Source organism: Bradyrhizobium sp. AC87j1 (assembly GCF_002936975.1).
In the GTDB taxonomy this organism is placed as follows: Bacteria; Pseudomonadota; Alphaproteobacteria; order Rhizobiales; family Xanthobacteraceae; genus Bradyrhizobium; species Bradyrhizobium shewense.
This window is the reverse complement of the sequence record NZ_PTFE01000115.1, coordinates 1-21,530: the sequence shown is the minus strand read 5'-3', so window position 1 is coordinate 21,530 and position 21,530 is coordinate 1. Positions and strand designations below refer to the sequence as shown.

Genomic DNA, 21,530 nt, shown 5'->3' with positions numbered 1-21,530 from the left:
CTGCCCGCGCGACCATGACGCCCCCACCCCGCACGAAGTTCCCGAGCTTGGGCATGATGCGCTGCGACCAGGGAGTTGGTGCGTTGAGGCGTGCCAGATAGGCCTCGCCATCGAGGACCTCGGGCGTCTCAAGCTCGTACAGGATGAAGAAGCGATTGATGTCGTCGCGTGTCGCGCGGAAGACACGCGACGCCAGGAAACCCCTCGTCGTCACCCGCTCGGTAGTGTGCTCGCGCGTGAGCCAATGCCTGTAGTCGATCAGATCGTGCGCCTCGACGTCGCTCCAGATGGCGAGGAATCCCGCTCCGCGCATCGCGCTCTCCCTGCTTACGCTTGGCCCGCGGCCGCAAGCCCGTGCAGCGCTGGCGCGATCGTTTCGGGCAATTGTCCGAGCCGCTGCACGGCCGCCAGGATCGCGGCGATATAGCCGTACGGACCCAAGCCGCAGATGACCGCCGTGCAGGCGCTCGACGTGATCGAGTGACGGTGAAGCTCGTCGCGCGCATGAATGTTCGAGATATGCAGCTCGATCTTCACCCCCTCGAAGATCTTCAACGCATCGATCAGCGCGATCGACGTGAAGGAATAGCCCGCCGGGTTCATGATGATCGCGTCCACCTTGCCGTGAGCGGACTGGATCAGGCCGACGAGCTCGCCCTCCATGTTGGACTGATGGAACGAGATCGAAGCCCCGAGATGATCGGCCAGCGCATGACAACTCGCCTCGATCTCCTTCAGCGTCGTCCGGCCGTAGATGTGCGGTTCTCTGGTGCCGAGAAAATTCAGATTGGGTCCATTCAGGATCATGATTTTGGCAGCCATTTTATCCCTCGTGTCCTTTTGCCAATGCTGCGCGACTAACCGCCGAACCATTTCGCCGGAATCGTCACCAGTCCCGGGAACAGCACCATCGCGAACAGGACAATCAGCTGCGCGATCATGAAGGGCCAGACGCCCTTGATGATGTCCTCCATGCTGATCCTGGAGACGCCGCAGACGACGTTGAGCACAATGCCGACCGGTGGCGTGATCAGGCCGATGGAATTGTTGATGATGAAAAGCACACCAAAATAGACGGGGTCGATATGCGCTGCCTTGACGATCGGCATCAGGATCGGCGTCAGGATCAGGATCGTCGGCGTCATGTCGAGCGCCGTTCCCACGATCACCACCACGACCATGATCGCGAGCATCAGGATCGTGTTGTTCCCCATGAAAGGTTTCAGGAGATCGACGACCTGAGCGGAGATTTCGGACACCGTGATGAGCCAGGAGGACACCAGCGCCGCGGCCACCAGAAACATCACGATGCTCGTCGTCACGGCGGAGGAAACGAATACCTCGTAAAGCTGCGACAGCTTCAGCTCGCGGTAGACGCAGGTCGCCACGAACAGCGAATAGACGGCAACGACCACCGCGGCTTCCGTGGGCGTGAAGATGCCGAAACGAAGGCCGACCACGATGATGACAGGCAGCATCAGCGCCCAGAAGCCGTCGACGACGGCCTTCACGATCTCGGACATCGAGGCCCGCGGCGGCGGTGTCAAATTTTCCTGCCGTACGACCCAGGCCCAGGCGAGGCACAGTCCCGCCCCGAGCAACAGTCCGGGCACGATGCCGGCCAGAAACAGTTTCGAGATCGAGACGCCGGCGGCAACGCCGAAGATGACGAAGCCGATGCTGGGCGGAATCACGGGGGCGATGATGCCGCCAGCCGCCACAAGACCCGCCGCATAGGACTTCTTGTGTCCCGCCGCCACCATCATCGGCACCAGCAGCGCTGCGAGGGCCGCGGCGTCGGCCGCGGCAGAGCCCGACAGCGAAGCGAGAATGCAGGACGCCAGGATCGTGACGTAGCCAAGTCCGCCGCGAAAATGCCCGACTGCAACGAGGGCGACATTGACGATGCGCTTGGCCAGCCCTCCTTTGTTCATGATCTCGCCGGCGAGCATGAAGAAGGGAATGGCCATCAGCGGAAAACTGTCCGCGCCGTTGATGACGTTCTGCGCCACGATCTGGGCGTCGAACATGTCGATCGTGCTCATCAGGGCGACGCCGCAAATGAGGAGCGCGAAGGCGATCGGCATACCCAGCGCCATGGCGCCGAGCAGCGAGAAGGTGAAGACGGCGATCGTCATGCCATGATTCCGGTGGTGTGCAGCAGGTGAGCGCCGGCCGGCAAGGTTCGAAGAGATGGCATCAGTGTTCTTCCGATTCTTTCACGGCGACCATGTCGGCTTCGCTGGCCTGTCCGGCGAGAACGCGGAGCAAGTCGTAGAGAAGGATCACGCCGGCCGACACGCCGAAGATCACGCCGACGGCGTAGAAAATAGCCATCGACAGGCCGGTGGCCGGCGCGCGGTCGTCGATGTTGATGAGGGTCTGGCGCCAGCTGCCGGAGAGCAAAAGCCAGTCGGCAAACAGCATCAGGCCATAATTGATGACGAAGCAGATGCGCTTGCCGAGAGCCGGCAGCATCCGGATCAGGGTGTCGACGCCGAGATGGGCGTGCTCGCGCAGCGCGACGATGGCGCCGAGGAAGGTCAGCCAGACCAGCAGCCAGCGCGACAGCTCCTCGGAAATCGTGATGCCGGAATTGAAGCCGTAACGCAGCACCACATTGCCGAAGACCAGGACCACCATGACCGCGAGACACGCGGCAATGACGGCTTTGAGGAACGAGCAATAGAGGTCGAGGAATCGCGCCATGCGTCAGGTCCGGGCAAATGGGGCATGAGCCGGCCGTTGGCCGGCTCCGCCGCGATAGAGAAGCCGGCTACTTCACGTCCTTGCGGATGCGCTCGACTTCGTCGTTGAACAGCTTCACCGTCTCGGAGCGAAGATTGGCGGAGATCTTGTCCACGACCGGTTGCACCGCCTTGCGCATGCGCTCGGTCTCCTCGGGGGCGATCGCATTGTACTGCATGCCCTTGGCCTGCAATTCCGCCAGGGCCTTGTCGGTCTGAAGCCGCGTCTGCTCCTTCTGGTAGCCGCGGCTCTCTTCATAAGCCTCGCGCATCAAGCGCTGCTCGGTCGGCGACAGCTTGTCCCAGAATACCTTGCTCACCAGAATGATGTTCAGGGTGAAAGTGTGGTTCGTGGCGGAAACGTATTTCTGCACTTCGTAGAATTTGTTCGAGAGAATGACCGTGTAGGGATTCTCCTGGCCGTCGACGGTGCGGGTCTCCAGCGCCGAATACAGCTCGCCGAAGGCCATCGGGACCGGATTGGCCTTGAAGGCACTGAAGCTTTCGAGATAGACCGGATTCGGAATCACCCGAAGCTTGAGGCCGCTGAAGTCCTCGAGCTTGGTGATCGGGCGGGTGCTGTTGGTGACGTTGCGGAAGCCCAGGCCCCAATATCCCAGCCCGGTCAACCCCTTCGACGGCAACGTATCGAGCATCGCCTTGCCGAATTTGCCGGTCGCGAGAGCGTCGGCCTGCTCGGTCGTGTTGAAGAGGAACGGGAAGTCGATCAGGCCGAATTCCGGAACGACGGTCGCGAGCGATGTCGTCGAGGCCGACAGCATCTCCTGCGTGCCGCCGCGCAGCGCGGATTGCTGCTGCAGCTCGTTGCCGAGCTGCGAGGCGGCGAACTCGCGGACCTTCATCTTGCCCCCGCTCTTCGCAAGCAGGATTTCGGCGAATTTCTGCACGCCCATGCTGACGGGATGATCGGTGTTGTTCAGGTGGCCCCACCTGATCGTCCGCTCCTGAATGTCCTCAGCGGATGCACCGACCGTCAGCGCCACACAGATCGCCGTCGCAGACAGCGCCCGAACCAACAAGCTCATTCGTCTTCTCCCTGTTCGATCGGGCACGAACGACGGCTTAAGCCATTATTTTCCGTACCCTCAGCTTATTTAGACATCATACATATATTTCCATGTCAAACGACAAAATATACTTCATATGATATTTGTGCATACGTCATATGGTTGAGTTCTGCTATATTGCTGGCAACATTGATGGTTCGGCCGGCCGAGGGGTGGCCGGCGATCCGGGACAAGCGAGATCAGAGAGCATGACGTCACTTGAGGAACGGCCTCTGTCGGCGGGCGACAGCGGCTATCAGCGCATTCGCTCCGACATCATTTTCGGAGTGCTCATGCCATCCGGACGGCTCAGGCTCGATGCCATGAAGGAAGATTACGGTGTCAGCATCTCGACGCTGCGCGAGATCCTCAATCGTCTAACGTCTGAGGGTTTTGTGGTTGCCGAAGGCCAGCGTGGCTTCGAGGTGGCGCCGATCTCGATCCAGAACCTGCGCGAGCTCGCCGATCTGCGCATCCTGCTGGAGCATCACGCCATGGCCGAGTCGTTCCGTGCCGGCGACGTCGAGTGGGAGGGCCGCGTGGTGTCAGCGCATCACAAGCTGGCGGCGACCGAGCGTACCGTCCTCAAGGAGGGCGACGATCCCGAGCTGCGCAAGCGGTATGACGGCGAATTCCACCAGGCGCTGATCTCGAGCTGCGGGTCGCGCGAGCTGATGCGTACCCATTCGATCGTGTTCGACAAATACTTTCGCTATGCGCTGCGCTATCGGGGCACGGAGACGATCAACCAGCACAAGGCGCTGTTGGAATGCGCCCTAAAGCGGGACATCAAGAGCGCGCGGACTGTCCTCAGCGAACATATCAACGGCTGCGTCGCGCATGCCCTTTCGTCCTGGAAGGACACCTGACCACCCTCTCCCACTAAGGATTAACGTCAAGGCTTCGCGTCAAGGATCAAGTCGTCTGCGAAAAGAACGATAGATGCACTCCGAAAAAATTCCATTCTCCATGGCCAGGCTTGACGACTTGCTCGATGATTTCGGCATCGACGTCCTGATCGTCACCTCGAAACACAACATTCAGTACCTTCTCGGCGGGTACTATCACTTCCAGTTCGATTTTATGGAAGCCATCGGCATCAGCCGGTATCTGCCCATCTTCGTCTACGTGAAGGGCGCTCTGGACAAGTCGGCCTATATCGCCAACCGGAACGAACGGGACAGCATCCAGAACAGAACCAGCGCCGGATATTGGATGCCGACGGTCGTGTTCGGGTCGTCAACCTCGGTCGAAGCGATGACACTCGCTCTCGAGCACGTAAAATCTGCCGCAACATCTGCGTTAAATGTCGGCGCCGAGATGTCGTTCCTGCCGGCCGATGCGGCGGACGTGCTGCGCAGCGAACTCCCCAACTGCCGGCTCGTCGAGGCGATGCGCCCGCTTGAGAAACTGCGGTCCATCAAGACCGCGGCCGAGTTGGAGATCCTCCGCGAGGCGTCCGAGCGTGTCGTCGCTTCCATGATGGACGCGGTCAGCCGCACCCGCCCCGGACAAAGTAAGCGCAAGATCATCGATCATCTGCGTCAGGCCGAACTGTCCCGCGACATGATCTTCGAATACGCGCTCGTGACGATAGGAACGAACCTTAACCGGGCTCCGTCTGAACAACGTCTCGAACCCGGCGATATCGTCTCGCTCGATTCAGGCGGGAACTATAGAGGTTACATCGGTGATCTCTGCCGGATGGCCGTGCACGGCGCGCCGGACGAAGAACTTGTCGATCTGCTCGCGGAAGTCGATCTGATCCAGCAGGCGGCCCGCGCTCCGATCCGCGCGGGTCTCACGGGAAGCGATATCTACGCCGCCGCAGCCGAAGCGCTGGCACGGTCCCCTCATGGCAAGCAGATGCACTTCGTTGCCCACGGCATGGGCATCGTCAGCCACGAAGCGCCGCGCCTCACGGCGAGCGGCCCCATTCCCTACCCCGCCGACGACGCCAGCGTACCTCTCGAGGCCGGCATGGTCATCTCGATTGAGACCACGCTGCCTCACGCGCGACGGGGCTTCATCAAGCTCGAGGATACGATCGCGGTGACCCCGGACGGGTATCAGGCCTTCGGAGACGGCTCGCGCGGTTGGAGCCGGATTTCGGGATGACGACGAACCCGCCCCACAAGGTGGAGACCGTAGTCGCCACGACGGATATTCTCGGTGAGACGCCGCTCTGGTGCGGCCGCACGAACAAGCTCTGGTGGGTCGATATCGACCGGCAACTTCATCAATCTTTCGATCTCGCGACCGGCGCGCACGAGACGATCCGCTACGACTGCCGGTTTCTCGGCAGCCAGGCCTTGGCCTCCGACGGCTCGCACATCCTCGCGCAGGATCTCAGCCTGTTTCGTCGCGATCCGGTGAGCGGCATCGTGAGCCGCATCTGCGAGGTCGAAACGGGGGTCGACAATCGGCTCAACGACGGACGGGTCGATGCGCGGGGGCGCCTGTGGATCGGAACGATGGATAACGAGCTGCATCGGCCGAACGGCGCGCTCTATCGCGTCGACGGCGACGGCGCAGTCCGGCGCATGTTCGCCGATGTCATCGTCACCAATGGCATTGCGTTTTCGCCGGACAGTCGCACGCTCTATTTCACGGACACGCGGCGCTATCGCACCTGGTGCTTCGATTTCGATCTCGATGACGGCACGATCAGCAACAAGCGACTGTTCGCAGACTACGCAGCGTCCGGAGAGCGCCCTGACGGCGCCTGCGTCGACGTCGATGGCGGGCTCTGGACGGCGTTCTTCTCCGGCGGGCGCATAGCGCGTTATCGACCGGACGGCCAGATCGACACCGTTATTTCCCTGCCCGTGACCAATCCGACCTGCGTCTGTTTCGGCGGCAGCGACTACAAGACCATGTTCGTCACGAGCGCGCGAAAGTTTCTCGACACCGGGCAATTGAGCAGCGAGCCCGAAGCCGGTCACCTCCTCGCCATCCACGGCCTCGCGCAGGGCCTTCCGGAGCACCGCTTTGTGTTTGGGAAGGCGGACTGAAGACGCCCTCCTGTCCGTCGTTGTCGTATCCTGCGGCAGAAGCCACAACGACTTGGTCAGCCCTCATCCTGTCTCGAAAAGGCGCGGCCCAGCATGACCGAAGAGTCAAGCCAATCCGCTCGAAGCGGAACGCTCGATTGCATCGGGAATTTGGGTCGGATCCCATACTGCGGCGCGATCCGACTGTCCCGCAAGCCTGGATTGGGGAGACGCTCAGCCGCGCTACGGCGCCTTGCAGACGAAATTGCTCGCTTCCTCGATATCGCCCGAGCCGGAATAGGCCGCATACGACGGATAGACGCAAAGCGGCCGGGTACGATGGGGGCTCCACGTCCCCGGAACTTCCTTGTTGGCCGGATCGATCGAAGCAACTATCCGCTCAGGCGCCTTGCCCTGCTCCACCCAATCGGTCAGCGCCGTCAGAGCATCAAACTTGTCGAGTGCAACTCCGCCGCCGCAATGTGTCCCGCCGGGTATGGTGAAGAGGCGCACGAAGCCATCGGCATGGCCCTGCGCGTTCTTGTTCAGCCGGCCATACCACCGGATCGTGTCGTTGACCGAGAAGACCGGATCGGCATGACCGTGATAGATGAGCATCTTGCGTCCGGCCGCTTGCAGGCCTGCGAGCTTGGGGTCGTCAACATCGGGGGGCGTCATGAACTCCATGGCCGATTCGGTGAACGTGCCGTCCTTGGCGAATATCTTTGGCGCGTCCCTGTCGAAGTCGTAGGCCTTTAGCGCGTCAATGAGCTTCTCGTTGCTGCCTTCCACCGCAACAGGCGGGGTCGAAAAAATATAGTTCAGCGACGCCGCCCCCATCGTGGCGATGATCGGATAGTTGTTCCACGGTGCGACCGTGCTCTCGACCTTCCAGGCGCGCCAATTGCCGGTGCCGACGCCGCCATCGAGCGGCCAGTCCGAATAGAGCGCCTCGCCTTTCGAATTTTTCGGCCCGGCAAGGCTGGTCTTCAGCGCATCGACCTTGGCTTCAGGCAGGCACGCATTGGTTTGGCCCGGCGCGCAAATGAGGCTCTTGAGGTCGAAGGCCTTCTGGCAGGCTGCGAGATTGGACGTGAGGCCATCCTTGACACCATCCAGCGCGTCGCAGGCCTCCGTGATGCGCAAGGATACGAGTTGCGCATCCTCTTTGGTAATCGACTTGCGGAGATCCGGGTCGGCCTTCAGGAAAGCCTGCACATCCCAGGCGTGCTGGACCGCGGCGCGTGGCAGATCGAAGCCGGGATTGCCGACGAGGAAGCCATCGTAGTTTTCGGGCATGCGGGAGGCGGCGACCATCGCATGACGCCCGCCGTTGGAGCAGCCGGCCATGTAGGAGCGATCAGGCTTGCGGCCGTAATGCAGTGTGATGATCTTTTTGGCGACCGGCGACAGAGCCATGTCGGCGGCGTAGCCATAGTCGCGCCGCGCCTGCGGATCGAGCCCGAAGGCGGCACCTGCTGCAAGCCCCAGCGCCTTGTTCGCGGGATCGGAGCCCGAATGGCCACTGTCCGACGACAGCACAGCGAAACCTCGCGCCAGCGGCACTGTGCCGCCCGATGCAAGACCGTCGGGTTTGGGACCAAGGGCGGGGACCACGATGCCGTCATTGCCGCCGTTCACCTGGTGCAGGAAGCGGCCGTTCCACTCCGCCGGCAGCCTGATCTCGAAGTGAATAGCGTAGGACTTTCCGTCCGCACCAGTGCGCTGGTTGGCGAAGCCGGTCACGATGCAATGCTTTGCTACGCCGTTGCTGGCTTCCTGGAGCTTCGAACCGACGACTTCGACGTTGGAGATACCAAGCGAAGCAGTGCTGACCGGCGAGCAGCTCTCACCCTCTGCGCGGACAACTACGGTCGATTCAAGGAGGGCAGCGAGCGCGACTACCGATACCAAGCCAGACCTCACCGGCTCCTCCCGATTTGTTTATATTTTATAATTATTACGTCTATTCTTCATTCTGGCAAGGGCATTTCATCCGCGTTGCTGGCGTTGCGGACTTGCTCGAGGGCACAACTTGCCTGGTAGCCAGTCTGGGTTTGACCGAAGCGTGTCGCAATCTGTCTCTGAGCGCGCGCCAGGAAGACCAATCCTACCAGTTAGCGCCTTGGCAGGATGTCCCCCCAGCGGTCGGCAAAGCTGTCGACGGCCGACTCGACCTTGTCGAGATCGTCGTGGGAAAGTGCCAAGGATAGCGCCATCATCCCGCGGCGTGCAATCCATATCCCCTCCTCCAGCATGTGCAGGTAGAACAGTTCACGCAGACTAGGATGGGACGTCACGGCATCATTCGCGTTCCTCAACGAACCCATCACGAAATGGATCGCCAAGATCGAGCCGAAGCCGGTGAACTGCCCCGCAACGCCGGCGCCCTCGAGCGTCCCGTTCAAGCGCCGGCGAAGGTCATTTCCGCGAACCGACAACTGGGAGATCGCTTCCTCCGTCGCGACCTCCGACAGCACAGCGGCACCGACCCGCATTCCAAGACTATTGTTGTTGAACGTGCCGGACAGGACGAGCGACGCCGGCTTGCGCGGGTCGAACTGCGCCATGATGTCCTCGCGTCCGCCAAATGCGCCGATCGAGAGGCCGCCGGCAAGATACTTGCCGAGCGTGGTCATATCAGGCGTGATGCCCCAGTAGCCCTGCATTCCGTTCGGAGCGAGGCGCGACGTCTGGATCTCATCGAAGATCAGCACCGCTCCGATCCTGGCCGTCTCCTCCCTCAACGCGGCGAGAAATTCGCGATCGGCGGGAATGCTGCCTCCCGCGCCCAGCATCGGCTCGACGATCACGACACCCAGCTTCTCGCCTTGACGCCGAATGGTCGCGCGAACGGCTTCAACGTCGTTGTACGGCGTCTGAACGAGGTCAAGGCGCGCGTTCAGCGGCGAAGGACCATTAACAGGGAAGTTTAGGCTGCCGCCATGGTAGGCCCCCTCGAACACCATGACCTTGGACCTGCCAGTGTAGTGAAGCGCGGCAGCGATCGCCGAGACGTTGGCTTCTGTCCCGGAATTGGTAAAACGGACCTTCTTGATCGAGGGGAAACGATCGACGATCAGGCGGGCAAAGCGCGCCTCGTCCTCGATCTGCCCGCCTAGACTAAGACCATTGTCGAGCGCCTGCCGTATCGTCCCCAGCACCACCGGATTGGAGTGCCCGAGCAGACCAGCCGTGAACTCGCTGAGGGCATCGACGTAGCGCTTGCCGTCGAGATCCCAGATGTAAGCATCCTGGCCGCGCGCGATGAAGACGGGAAACGGCGAGTTGAAAAGACCGCTACGAGTGGTGCCTCCCGGCAGATACTCGGCCGCCCGCTCGAACGCCTCCAGACTCTTGGGGTTGGCCCGGACATAGCTCGCGCGTGCTGCAGTCACCGCTGCATCGATATCGCTTTCCACGTTCTTCGGATCGAGCTGAAGCGACTTATTCATGGTTGTCCCTCGAATTGGCCTTGTGATTGGCGAGCGAAGCGCGCGACATCAGCCGGAAGATCGCCGGCGAACTGCACCCTGGAATCACTGCGATCGCGTCGATCTCGATCAGCGCGCCCGGTGCTGCAAGCGCCGACACTTCGACAAGCGTGCTCGCCGGTTTCGTCGTCCCGAAGACGCGTGCCCGGATCTCATTGACGTGCGCGCGCTGTGCAATGTCGGTGACAAAGGACGTCATCTGCACGACGTCCGCGCAACCGGCACCAGCCGATCGCAGGATACACGTCAGGATCTCGAATATCCGCTCGGTTTGCGGCCCGATCTGGCCGGGTGCGACGACGGCGCCCGTGTCATCGAAGGGCAGCAATCCCGAAACATAGACGGTGTTGCCGGCACGCACAGCATGGCTGAAGTGACCACGCGGAGCCGCAAGGCCCTCGCCAGAGATCTGGATGTGAGATGGTTGTTTCATCTTGCAGAACCTCGTTCCTGGCCCACCTCAACCGGCTGCGGCCTGATCGATCCGGCGCAGGGTCTCGGCGAAGACGCCTATGACGTGCTCTAGTCCTCGCCGATATACGGCGCGATCGGGCCAAAGGTACGCGAGGTGATCGCCAAGCCCTGATTGGTCACGCCGAGGCACATCAAGCGCCACAGATCCTGATTGCCGCGCTCGGCGATGTCGGCGTCCACGACGTCCTCACGGGTGAAGTGGATACCGGCGCAAGGACCTTCGCCCGTGACCTGTACGGGGATGCGCAGACCGTCCGCGGCCCTGCGAAGTCCCTCGCGCAGGCGCGCTCCCTGCGCACGCACGCGCGCAAAGACCTCCGAGGTTGCGAGCTTCACCCGGCGCCGCCAGTAATACACCGCGCTCCGGCGAAAGATGTGGACAGCCATTTCGAAACACACCCTGTGCAGCAGCAGTTGTGTCGCAGAGCTGTGCAGCAGCTCCCCAGCCAGGCGGGTTTCGCGAGTGATTTCAGGCCGAGCGGGAGATCTGGCTGGGGCGGGAGGGATCGAACCTCCGAATGGCGGAATCAAAATCCGCTGCCTTACCGCTTGGCTACGCCCCAACAGGCGACCTGGGGGCCGGCGGAAGAACTGGCTACCGCAGATTCCCTTGGTCGCAGCCGGTCTATAGGGAGCGGCGCAGCATTTCAACCGCCTGGAGGGGCAAAATACCACAGCCCCGGGATCGGCCCCGCTACACTCTCTTTATGGGCCCGCGACGGCCCCGTTCTGACCGCCACCGTCCGGCCCCTCCCGCCCCATTGAGACCTCCCCCATTTCATGGGAATAGGGCGCCAAGACCTGTCCACGGGAGTGAGCCATGACCTACCGCGCGCCGATTTCTGACATGCTGCTGTCGCTCAATCACGGTGCCGGCCTCAAGGCTGCCGTGGAGGCCGGTCATTACGGCGATTTCGACGCCGACATCGCCGCGGCCGTGCTGGAGGAAGCCGGCAAGTTCGCAACCGACGTCCTGGCCCCGCTCAACAAGGTCGGCGACGAGCACGGCATCAAGCTCAGCGATGGCAAGGTAACGACCGCGCCGGGCTGGCCGGACGCCTACAAGCGCTGGACCGAGGGCGGCTGGAACGCGGTGTCCGGCCCCGAAGATTTCGGCGGCCAGGGCCTGCCGGTCGCGATCAACGCCGCCTGCACCGAGATCTGGAGCGCCTCGAATCTCGCCTTCGGCCTCTGCCCGCTGCTGACGGCGTCGGCGATGGAGGCGCTGGACGCGCATGGCAGCAGTGAGCTGAAGAAAATCTATCTCGAAAAGCTCGTCTCCGGCGAATGGACCGGCACGATGCAGCTCACCGAGCCGCAGGCCGGCTCCGATGTCGGCGCGCTGCGCACCCGCGCCGAGAAGCAAGCCGACGGCACCTATCGCATCAAGGGGACGAAGATCTTCATCACCTATGGCGAGCACGACATGACCGACAACATCGTGCATTTCGTGCTGGCGCGTCTGCCCGATGCGCCCGCCGGCACCAAGGGCATCTCGCTGTTCCTCGTGCCGAAGTTCATGGTCAATGCAGACGGTTCACTCGGCGCACGCAACGACATCTACGCCTCCGGCGTCGAGCACAAGCTCGGCATGCATGCCTCCCCCACCTGCACCATGACCATGGGCGATCATGGCGGCGCGATCGGCTTCCTGATCGGCGAAGAGAACCAGGGCATGCGCTGCATGTTCACGATGATGAACCAGGCCCGCCTCGGCGTCGGCCTGGAGGGCGTCGGCGTTGCCGACCGTGCCTATCAGCAGGCCCTGTCATATGCGCAGGAGCGCAAGCAGGGCCGCGCCGTCGGCAGCAAGAGCGACGGCTCGGACGCGATCTTTGTGCATCCCGACGTCAAGCGCATGCTGATGCGGATGCGGGCGCAGACCGCCGCCGCGCGCACCATCTGCTATGCGACCGCGGTCGCGATCGACGTCTCGACGCGCGCCAGGGACCCCAAGGTGCGTGCGGATGCCGCCGCGCGCGCGGCGCTGCTGACGCCGATGGCCAAGGGCTATTCCACCGACATCGGCAACGAGGTCGCCTATCTCGGCGTGCAGGTGCATGGCGGCATGGGCTTCATCGAGGAGACCGGTGCGGCCCAGCATTATCGCGATGCCCGCATCACCGCGATCTACGAAGGCACCAACGGCATTCAGGCGATCGACCTCGTCACGCGCAAGCTCGCGGCCAATGGCGGCGCTGCCGTCTGGGCGCTGCTCGACGAGCTCGCAGCGACGGTCAAGAAAGTCGAAGCGTCGAACGATCCGGCTTTTGGCACCACGGGTGTCAAGCTGCGTGAAGCGCTGGAGGCTTTGACGCGCACCAGCAAGTGGTTGCTGGAGCGCGTGACGTCCGCGCCGAACGAGGCGCTTGCCGGCGCGACACCGTATCTGCAGCAGTTCGGCTCAACGCTCGGCGGCTGCCTGCTCGCCTCCGAGGCGCTTGCCGCCAAGGCCGAGGGCAACACGGACGCCGCACGCTACGTCTCGCTCGCACGCTTCTTCGCCGAGAACATCAGTGTGCAGGCCGGCGCGCTCGAGCGCACCGTGACCGAGAGCGCGGAGTCCGTCGCGGCGGCGGATGCGGTGTTGCTGGGGTAAGGGACCTTGTAGCCCGGATGGAGCGCAGCGCAATCCGGGGCCGTCGTCGCTCGTGGCACGAATCCCGGATTACGCTTCGCTCCATCCGGGCTACGAGGCCGGGACCTTCGCGCTTCTCCCCGGCCGCCACAACACGATGCCCGCCGCCACGAGATCCAGCACGACGCACATCGCAAACGCCATCGTGTAGTTGCCGGTCAAGCTGCGCACGAGGCCGACGATGCCGGGACCGAAGGCGCTGACGACGCCGCTGATCGAGGTGCCCAATCCCATTGCGGCGGCGAAGGCGGCGGCGCCGATCTCGCGCTGGATGATCAAGGGCGGAAACGTGATCATGTTGCCGATCGAGAAGCCGTAGACGGCGCAGCACACCAGCAGCACGGTCGGGCTCGTGCTCTGCACGAGAACGAACAGCGCCGCCGCCTGGCTCGTCATCGACGCCGCGCAGGCGAGCCTCGGATCGAGCCGGTCGACGAACAGGCCGAGCGACAGGCGGCCGACCACCGCCATCGCCGCCATGATGGTGACCGCGCCTCCTGCGGCCGAGCGGCCGATCAGCGGCTCGAGAAACGTCACCTGGTGGATGATGAATCCCATCTGCGCCAGCAGCGCGATCGCGATCGGCAAGACCATGGTCCAGAACGCCGCGTTGGCAAGCAGCGTCTTGCGGGAATGGCTTGGCGCGGCTGCGCTCTCACCGGAAGGGCGTCCGCCCGAAGCCGGCGAGGTCCCGGCAGGCCAGCCGATGAAGGTCACGACCACCGGCAGCACCAGCACCATCATCGCGAGCGTGGCCGCCAGCATGGCGGAGCGAAATCCGATGCTGCCGGTCAACGACAGCAGCAGTGGAACGAGGAAGATGCCGCCGCAGGTCGCGCCGTTGAACGCGAGGCTGAGCGCGAGCCCGCGCCGGCGCTCGAACCAGGAGTTCAGCACGGTTGCGATCACCACGGTGCCCATGCCGGTCCAGCCGACCGACATCAGCGCGTAGGCGAGATACAGCTGCCAGGGCGTCTGCATCAGCGCCAGCAGCACCGTCGAGGCGCCGAGCGCCGCCAGGCCGCACAGGATCAGCGACCGCAAGCCGATGCGCGCGAGCAGATCGTCAGTGAAGATGACGAGGACGGAGGTCAGGAGAAACGAGAATGTGCTGGCCGCGGAGACCAGCGTGCCCGGCCAGCCATGGGCGCGCTGCAGCTCGGCGAGATAGACGCCCTGACCATACAGGCCAAAGCCGAACATGAAGAAGGCCATCAGGAAGCAGGCCAGCACGACGCGCCAGCCGCGGTAGTGCAGCGAGGATTCGTCGACGCGGGTTGCGGCAATCATCAATCGGGCAATCGGGTCACATGGAACCGCGCGGGATCGCGCACCACAACCACCGGTTTTTCAAATGAAACATTGTAGCCAGTTGTTGCGGCGCGTTGGCGCCGAAAAGGTTTAACTCAGCGCATTGGCACGCCTGCGGGATCATGTAGGTTGATGCTCGGCGAGACTCGCGAAGCGGCGAGCATCGCGGCGAGCGCAGGGGGCTCTCATGCCGAATGGCAATATCGTCGTCACCGAAGAGCGCGGAACGCGTGTCATCACCCTGCGCCGCCCGGGCAAGAAGAACGCCATCACCCAGGACATGTATCGGGAGATGAGCCGCGCGATCGACACCGCGCAGAACAACCCCGATATCCGCTGCATGATCATCACCGGCGGCTCCGGCGTGTTCACCGCAGGCGATGATATCGACGATTTCATGCACGCCGACACCGCGCGCCCCGAGACGCTGTCGGAAGGCGCCAAGTTTCTCTATTCGCTCGCCCTCAACGTCAAGCCGATCATCGCCGCCGTCGACGGCGCCTCGATCGGCGTGGGCACCGTGATGCTGTTTCACTGCGACTACGTGCTGGCCTCGAACGCTGCGACCTTCTCCGCGCCCTACATCCATCTCGGGCTGGTGCCGGTCGGCGCCGCCAGCCTCTTGATGCCGAACACGATGGGATATCAGCGCGCTTTCGCGATGCTGGTGATGGGGCGGACTTTCTCCGCCGCGGAGGCGCACGCGGCAGGCTTCGTCAACACCGTGGTGTCGCCGGGACATACCGAGGTCGAGGCGCGCAAGGTGGCGCGCGACATCTGCCGGCTGCCGGCGGAGGCGGTCGCAACCTCCCGCAAATTGCTGCGCGCGCCGGCCGAAGAGCTCACCCGCCGCATCGACCAGGAAGGCCATCTGTTCGGCGAGCGACTCAAGTCGGAGGAAGCGGTGGCGGCGTTCAACGCCTTTGCGAACCGGAAGAAGAAGTAGCGGCGCTCTCTCTCCGCGAGCCCGGTATCGTAGGGTGGGCAAAGGCGCACTTGCGCCGTGCCCACGCCTTAATACGTGGGCACGCTTCGCTTTGCCCACCCAACGAGGCCGTAGTCGGGGACAGACCCTCTCATCCCGCACGTTCACGACAATGCTTCGTGAAATCTTCGCGCGGACCGACTAGTCTTGTTCCATGCGATACCGATCCATCCTCGCCGCCCTCGCCCTCATCACCGCGCTCCCCGCCTCGGCCCAAACCGCCGCGCCGGTCGAACTGCGCGTGCTCGCGATCAACGATTTTCACGGCAATCTGCGGCCGCCGCCGGGCGGCATCCGCATCGCCGATCCCGAGGACGGAGCCAGGAAGGTGACGGTGGCGGCCGGCGGCGCCGAATACATGGCGACGCTGGTGAAGCAGCTGCGCGAGGGGCACAAGAACACGATCTTCGTCGCCGCCGGCGATCTGATCGGTGCGAGCCCATTCCTGTCGGCGATGTTTCACGACGAGCCTTCGGTCGAGGCGCTTTCGCTGATGGGTCTTGCGATCAGCTCGGTCGGCAATCACGAGTTCGACGAGGGCAAGACCGAGCTGCTCAGGATGCAGAACGGCGGCTGCCATCCGATCGACGGCTGCCAGGGGCCGCATCCGTTCACGGGCGCCAAATTCCGCTATCTCGCCGCGTCCACCATCGAGACTGCGACGGGCAACAGCGTGCTGCCGCCCTACGATATCCGGGAATTCGACGGCATCCCGATCGCCTTCATCGGGCTGACCCTGAAGGAGACCGCGGGCATCGTCTCACCGTCGGGCATCGCCGGGCTCGAATTCCGCGACGAAGCCGAGACGGTGAACGCGCTGGTGCCGCAGTTGAAGGCGCGCGGCGTCGAGGCGATCGTGGTGCTGATCCACCAGGGCGGCGAGCCCGCCGGCGACTACAATGAATGCCCCGCCATTACCGGGCCGATCGTCGAAATCGTCAAGAAATTCGACCGCGCCGTCGACGTCGTCGTCAGCGGCCATACCCACCGCGCCTATGTCTGCGACATCGACGGGCGGCTCGTCACCAGCGGCGACAAATACGGCACGCTGGTCACCGCGATCGATCTCAAGCTCGATCCAGTAACCCGCGACATCGTCAGCGCCAAAGCCGAGAACGTCATCGTCGCCAATGCCTCGCTGGCGAAGGACGCAGAGCAGACCGCGCTGATCGAGGCCTATGACCGGCTCTCGGCGCCGATCGCCAACCGGCCGGCCGGATCGGTGACGCAGACGCTATCGCGCGTGCCGAACGAGGCCGGCGAAAGCGCGCTCGGCGACATCATCGCGGACGCGCAGCTTGCTGCGACCAGGGACGCCAAGGATGGCAGCGCTGTCATCGCGCTCACCAATCCCGGCGGGATCCGGACCGACATCGTCCCGAAGGAGAACGGCGCGATCTCCTTCGGCGATGTTTTCGCCAGCCAGCCATTCCGCAACCGCCTCGTGACGATGACGCTGACGGGCAGTCAGCTCAAGGACATGCTCGAGCAGCAATGGTTAGATCCGAAGCGGCCGCGAATTCTCCAGGTGTCGAACGGATTCAGCTATGCCTGGGATGCGTCGAAGTCATTCGGCGAGCGCGTAATCGCCGACAAGATGATGCTCAACGGCAGGCCGATCGAGCAGGCCAGCGGCTACCGCGTCACCCTCAACGATTACCTCGCCGTCGGCGGCGATGGTTTTACCGTCGCCAAACAAGGCACGGCGCCGCAATATGGCGGCTACGACGCGGACGCGCTGTTCGCGTTCTTCCGGGCACACGGCCCGATCGGCCCGCTGCCGTTGAGCCGCATCCTGCGTGTGAATTGATCCGGATCAAACGGGCGAGAACCGGACAACCCTTTGCCATTCCCGTTCAAACGCATAGATTGGGATTTGCATTGCGTTTTGGCGCCGGATGCGCCAAGCGACGTCGAAAGCCCGGATCCATGAGGCCGACCTGATGAGCACGCTTCTCCTTTCCCACAAGGCCTGCCTCGACCACGTCACGCCGCCGGGACATCCTGAAAGGCCGGATCGCCTGCGTGCGGTGGAGGAAGCGCTGTCGCATGAGCGCTTCCAGTTCCTGGTGCGCGACCAGGCACCGGAGGGCGATCTCGATCTCGTCACGCTCTGCCACAATGAGCACTACGTCACCGAACTGCGCCACATCGCACCGAGCAGCGGGCAGGTCTATATCGACGGCGACACCTCGATGTCGCCCGGCACGTGGGAAGCGGTGATGCGCGGCGTCGGCGGCGCGGTGGCGGCGACCGAAGCGGTGATGGCGGGCGAACATCGCAACGCCTTCGTCGCGGTGCGCCCGCCCGGCCATCACGCCGAGATCGGCAAGCCGATGGGCTTCTGCTTCTTCGACAACGTCGCCATCGCCGCGCGCCACGCCCAGCGCAAATACGGCATCAAGCGCGCGGCCATCGTCGATTTCGACGTGCATCACGGCAACGGCACGCAGGACATATTCTGGTCGGACCCGACCGTGATGTATTGCTCGACGCACCAGATGCCGCTGTTTCCGGGCACGGGCGCGACGGGCGAGCGCGGCGACCACGACACCATCGTCAACGCGCCGCTCGCCTCCGAGGACGGCGGGCCGGAATTCCGCTCCGCGTTCGAGAATTTGATCCTGCCGCAGCTCGAAAAATTCAGCCCCGAGCTGCTCATCATCTCCGCCGGCTTCGATGCGCATTATCGCGATCCGCTGGCTTCGCTGAATTTGCGCGCGGAGGATTATGCCTGGGTGACGCGCAAGCTGATGGATCTCGCCGACAGGTCCGCGGGGGGGCGCGTTGTTTCGGTGCTCGAGGGCGGCTATGACCTGCAAGGACTGAAAGAATCTGTTACGGCGCATGTCGGCGCCCTGATGGGCGCCTGACGACGCCCGCCACATTAAGCCCGCAAAACCCGCTTTCACTGCAAGGAAAGCGAGTCGGGCAATCGGAAACGGATATGGCCGAAAATACTCAAGTCGACGTCTCCAGGCTTACCTTCGAGCGCGCGATCGAGGAACTCGAAACGATCGTGAAGCGACTCGAGGACGGCAAGGTGCCGCTCGAGGAATCCGTGACGATCTACGAGCGCGGCGAGGCGCTGAAGCGCCGCTGCGAGGAATTGCTGCGCCAGGCCGAGGCGCGCGTCGACAAGATCACCACCGATGCCAGCGGCCAGGCCACCGGCACCGCGCCGCTGGACGTGCAGTAGAAAAGCCGAGACTTTCCCGCTCAGTCTTCTGAGGGCAGGCCCCGAAAACGTCATCACGGGAGCGTGGCCGCCCGCATCGATTTCACGATCGCACGGCGCTATCCGCTGAGCAGCGCGGTTCCGTGCAGGCGCATCGATGCCATCCGTCCGGAAATCCGTCCCTCGGGACCAAAAAAAGAACTCATTCAGGCGAAAAAGCCTGCCAGGGGACCCGGCAGGGCGGGAACCCGTTGTCCCGGGCCACAGTTAACCACTCTGGCCCGCCGGTTGCATCTGCATACCCCTAATCGGTCCGGCGGGTTGGCTTTGGCCCAAGCTTTGGTGTAAAGCTGCGCGGAGTGTGGCTTTTTGCAAGCCTTGCGTGGGCAGAGAATTCCGACGACAAGCGCTTCAAACTGCTAATGAAATTGGCTGGGACGGACGAAGCCGATCTAAGTGACAGGGATCACAGAGACTGAACCGGAGCGCACTTAAGCTTACCTAAGCTTGAAGACGGGGCCTTGCCCCATGCAGGTGGCTCCGACGGTTTGAGGACTCGCGCTGCGCCGATATTGTGCAAACCCATCGCGCACCGGAATGACCTTCCGGCGCTGACAAATTGGAAATCGCCGTGAACGCATACAGTAAAACGCCGCTTCTCGACACCATCCGGACGCCGGACGACCTGCGCAAGCTCAAGATCGAGCAGGTTCGCCAAGTCGCCGACGAGCTGCGGCAGGAGACCATCGATGCCGTCTCGGTGACCGGCGGTCACTTCGGCGCGGGCCTCGGCGTGGTCGAGCTCACCACCGCGATTCATTACGTCTTCGACACGCCGCGCGACCGGCTGATCTGGGACGTCGGCCATCAGGCCTATCCGCACAAGATCCTCACCGGCCGGCGCGACCGCATCCGCACGCTGCGCACCGGCGGCGGCCTGTCCGGCTTCACCAAGCGCAGCGAGAGCGATTACGATCCGTTCGGCGCGGCGCATTCCTCGACTTCAATCTCCGCCGGCCTCGGCATGGCGGTGGCGCGCGACCTCTCCGGCGGCAAGAACAACGTTATCGCGGTGATCGGTGACGGCGCGATGTCGGCCGGCATGGCCTATGAAGCCATGAACAATGCGGGTGCGATGAACTCGCGCCTGATCGTCATCCTCAACGACAACGACATGTCGATCGCGCCGCCGGTCGGTGCCATGAGCGCCTATCTGTCGCGGCTCTACTCCGGCAAGACCTATCGCACGCTGCGCGATGCGGCCAAGCAGATCAACAAGCGCCTGCCCAAGATCATCGCCAACCGCGCCAACCGCGTCGAGGAATATTCCCGCGGCTTCATGATGGACGGCGGCACGCTGTTCGAGGAGCTCGGCTTCTACTATGTCGGCCCGATCGACGGCCACAATCTCGACCATTTGCTGCCCGTCCTGAAGAACGTCCGTGACATGGAGACCGGCCCGATCCTGGTCCACGTCGTGACGCAGAAGGGCAAGGGCTACGGCCCGGCGGAAGCGTCCGCGGACAAGTACCACGCCGTCGTCAAGTTCGACGTCGCGACCGGCACCCAGGCCAAGGCCAAGCCGAATGCGCCGGCCTACCAGAACGTGTTCGGCCAGAGCCTCGTCAAGGAAGCGCAGAAGGACGATAAGGTCGTCGCCATCACCGCGGCGATGCCCTCGGGCACCGGTGTCGACATCTTCAACAAGGCCTTCCCCGACCGCACCTTCGACGTCGGCATCGCCGAGCAGCACGCGGTGACCTTCGCCGCCGGTCTTGCGAGCGAAGGCTACAAGCCGTTCTGCGCGATCTACTCGACCTTCCTGCAGCGCGGCTACGACCAGATCGTCCATGACGTCGCGATCCAGAACCTGCCCGTCCGCTTCGCCATCGACCGTGCCGGCCTCGTCGGCGCCGACGGCGCCACGCATGCCGGCTCGTTCGACAACGCCTATCTCGGCTGCCTGCCGAACATGGTGATCATGGCGGCGGCGGACGAAGCCGAGCTCGTGCACATGGTGGCGACCCAGGTCGCGATCGACGACCGTCCGAGCTCGCTGCGCTATCCGCGCGGCGAAGGCCGCGGCATCGAGATGCCAGAGGTCGGTATTCCGCTCGAGGTCGGCAAGGGCCGCGTGATTCGCCAGGGCAGCAAGATCGCCCTGCTCTCCTTCGGCACGCGCCTCGCCGAATGCGAGAAGGCGGCCGATGAGCTCGCAGCCCACGGCCTGTCGACCACCATCGCCGACGCGCGCTTCATGAAGCCGCTGGACACCGAGCTGGTGCTCAAGCTTGCCCGCGACCACGAGATCCTGATCACGATCGAGGAAGGCTCGGTCGGCGGCTTCGGCTCGCATGTCGCGCAGTACCTGACCGATCAGGGTGTGCTCGACACCGGCATGGTCAAGTTCCGCTCGATGGTGCTGCCCGACGTGTTCCAGGACCACGACACGCCGGCCGCGATGTACGGCCGCGCCGGTCTCGACGCCAAGGGCATCGTCGCCAAGGTGTTCGAGGCGCTCGGCAAGGACGTGAAGGCCGAGACGGTCAAGCTGGCCTGATTGCCGAACGGACGCTGCCCCTTACCTCTCCCGCTTGCGGGAGAGGTCGGATCGCGCAAGCGATCCGGGTGAGGGGTCTCTCC

At 63.5% G+C, this 21,530-nt stretch carries 18 protein-coding genes, 1 tRNA gene and 1 pseudogene; 9 read left to right on the top strand and 11 right to left on the bottom strand.

Annotated features, from left to right (window positions below; genetic code table 11):
• The 5 genes and pseudogenes from CV770_RS35435 to CV770_RS35415 form a co-directional block, all read right to left on the bottom strand.
• Positions 1–313, bottom strand: a pseudogene (locus tag CV770_RS35435) (hypothetical protein); the annotation flags it as partial.
• A 14-nt stretch (positions 314–327) separates the two neighbouring features.
• Complete coding sequence (locus CV770_RS35430) at positions 328–822, bottom strand: type II 3-dehydroquinate dehydratase (protein ID WP_104465650.1); 495 nt, start codon at positions 820–822, stop codon at positions 328–330.
• A 35-nt stretch (positions 823–857) separates the two neighbouring features.
• Positions 858–2,138 carry a TRAP transporter large permease subunit gene (locus CV770_RS35425; RefSeq protein WP_091964673.1) on the bottom strand — a complete coding sequence of 427 codons (1,281 nt, stop codon included), beginning with the start codon at positions 2,136–2,138 and terminating at the stop codon, positions 858–860.
• Between the two features lie 61 nt (positions 2,139–2,199).
• Positions 2,200–2,709 carry a TRAP transporter small permease gene (locus CV770_RS35420; RefSeq protein ID WP_091964675.1) on the bottom strand — a complete coding sequence of 170 codons (510 nt, stop codon included), beginning with the start codon at positions 2,707–2,709 and terminating at the stop codon, positions 2,200–2,202.
• Between the two features lie 67 nt (positions 2,710–2,776).
• Positions 2,777–3,793 (bottom strand): TRAP transporter substrate-binding protein, encoded by a 1,017-nt coding sequence (locus CV770_RS35415; RefSeq protein WP_091964677.1) that lies wholly within the window; start codon positions 3,791–3,793, stop codon positions 2,777–2,779.
• 230 nt (positions 3,794–4,023) lie between these two features.
• Between CV770_RS35415 and CV770_RS35410 the strand changes: the two genes are divergently transcribed.
• The 3 genes from CV770_RS35410 to CV770_RS35400 all read left to right on the top strand — a co-directional run bounded on the left by CV770_RS35410 (position 4,024) and on the right by CV770_RS35400 (position 6,828).
• Complete coding sequence (locus CV770_RS35410) at positions 4,024–4,683, top strand: GntR family transcriptional regulator (RefSeq protein ID WP_104465649.1); 660 nt, start codon at positions 4,024–4,026, stop codon at positions 4,681–4,683.
• 73 nt (positions 4,684–4,756) lie between these two features.
• Entirely contained in the window at positions 4,757–5,932 is a 1,176-nt protein-coding gene (locus CV770_RS35405; RefSeq protein ID WP_104465648.1) for a M24 family metallopeptidase, read from the top strand.
• Positions 5,929–6,828, top strand: a complete 900-nt coding sequence (locus tag CV770_RS35400; RefSeq protein WP_091964684.1) for an SMP-30/gluconolactonase/LRE family protein — start codon at positions 5,929–5,931, stop codon at positions 6,826–6,828. The genes CV770_RS35405 and CV770_RS35400 overlap by 4 nt, the downstream gene beginning before the upstream one ends.
• Positions 6,829–7,050: 222 nt before the next feature.
• Here CV770_RS35400 and CV770_RS35395 read toward each other — a convergent pair whose 3' ends face one another.
• The 5 genes from CV770_RS35395 to CV770_RS35375 all read right to left on the bottom strand — a co-directional run bounded on the left by CV770_RS35395 (position 7,051) and on the right by CV770_RS35375 (position 11,338).
• Complete coding sequence (locus CV770_RS35395) at positions 7,051–8,733, bottom strand: tannase/feruloyl esterase family alpha/beta hydrolase (protein ID WP_091964686.1); 1,683 nt, start codon at positions 8,731–8,733, stop codon at positions 7,051–7,053.
• Positions 8,734–8,924: 191 nt separating this feature from the next.
• Entirely contained in the window at positions 8,925–10,262 is a 1,338-nt protein-coding gene (locus tag CV770_RS35390; protein ID WP_091964688.1) for an aspartate aminotransferase family protein, read from the bottom strand.
• The gene (locus tag CV770_RS35385; protein WP_104465647.1) at positions 10,255–10,734 is read right to left on the bottom strand and encodes a RidA family protein; all 480 of its coding nucleotides are present in this window, start codon (positions 10,732–10,734) and stop codon (positions 10,255–10,257) included. Before CV770_RS35385 ends, CV770_RS35390 begins: the two co-directional genes overlap by 8 nt.
• Before the next feature lie 89 nt (positions 10,735–10,823).
• Positions 10,824–11,162 (bottom strand): hypothetical protein, encoded by a 339-nt coding sequence (locus tag CV770_RS35380; RefSeq protein ID WP_104465646.1) that lies wholly within the window; start codon positions 11,160–11,162, stop codon positions 10,824–10,826.
• A gap of 101 nt (positions 11,163–11,263) precedes the next feature.
• Positions 11,264–11,338 (bottom strand) — tRNA-Gln (locus CV770_RS35375).
• A gap of 257 nt (positions 11,339–11,595) precedes the next feature.
• Between CV770_RS35375 and CV770_RS35370 the strand changes: the two genes are divergently transcribed.
• Complete coding sequence (locus CV770_RS35370; RefSeq protein ID WP_104465645.1) at positions 11,596–13,374, top strand: acyl-CoA dehydrogenase family protein; 1,779 nt, start codon at positions 11,596–11,598, stop codon at positions 13,372–13,374.
• A gap of 90 nt (positions 13,375–13,464) precedes the next feature.
• Here CV770_RS35370 and CV770_RS35365 read toward each other — a convergent pair whose 3' ends face one another.
• Positions 13,465–14,703, bottom strand: a complete 1,239-nt coding sequence (locus CV770_RS35365; RefSeq protein ID WP_104465644.1) for an MFS transporter — start codon at positions 14,701–14,703, stop codon at positions 13,465–13,467.
• Between the two features lie 208 nt (positions 14,704–14,911).
• On the opposite strand from CV770_RS35365, the gene CV770_RS35360 reads away from it, so the two are divergent.
• From CV770_RS35360 to dxs, 5 genes are all read left to right on the top strand, one after another.
• Positions 14,912–15,670: an enoyl-CoA hydratase-related protein gene (locus CV770_RS35360; protein WP_104465643.1), complete on the top strand. Its 759-nt coding sequence runs from the start codon at positions 14,912–14,914 to the stop codon at positions 15,668–15,670.
• A 193-nt stretch (positions 15,671–15,863) separates the two neighbouring features.
• Positions 15,864–17,519 carry a bifunctional metallophosphatase/5'-nucleotidase gene (locus CV770_RS35355; RefSeq protein ID WP_091964700.1) on the top strand — a complete coding sequence of 552 codons (1,656 nt, stop codon included), beginning with the start codon at positions 15,864–15,866 and terminating at the stop codon, positions 17,517–17,519.
• Positions 17,520–17,652: 133 nt separating this feature from the next.
• On the top strand, positions 17,653–18,582 hold the full coding sequence (locus tag CV770_RS35350) for a histone deacetylase family protein (protein WP_091964852.1): 930 nt from the start codon (positions 17,653–17,655) through the stop codon (positions 18,580–18,582).
• Positions 18,583–18,656: 74 nt separating this feature from the next.
• Positions 18,657–18,908: an exodeoxyribonuclease VII small subunit gene (locus tag CV770_RS35345; protein ID WP_008132970.1), complete on the top strand. Its 252-nt coding sequence runs from the start codon at positions 18,657–18,659 to the stop codon at positions 18,906–18,908.
• A 610-nt stretch (positions 18,909–19,518) separates the two neighbouring features.
• A complete protein-coding gene (dxs, locus tag CV770_RS35340) occupies positions 19,519–21,447 on the top strand; it encodes a 1-deoxy-D-xylulose-5-phosphate synthase (protein WP_104465651.1) in 1,929 nt (642 codons plus the stop codon).
• Positions 21,448–21,530: the final 83 nt, after the last annotated feature.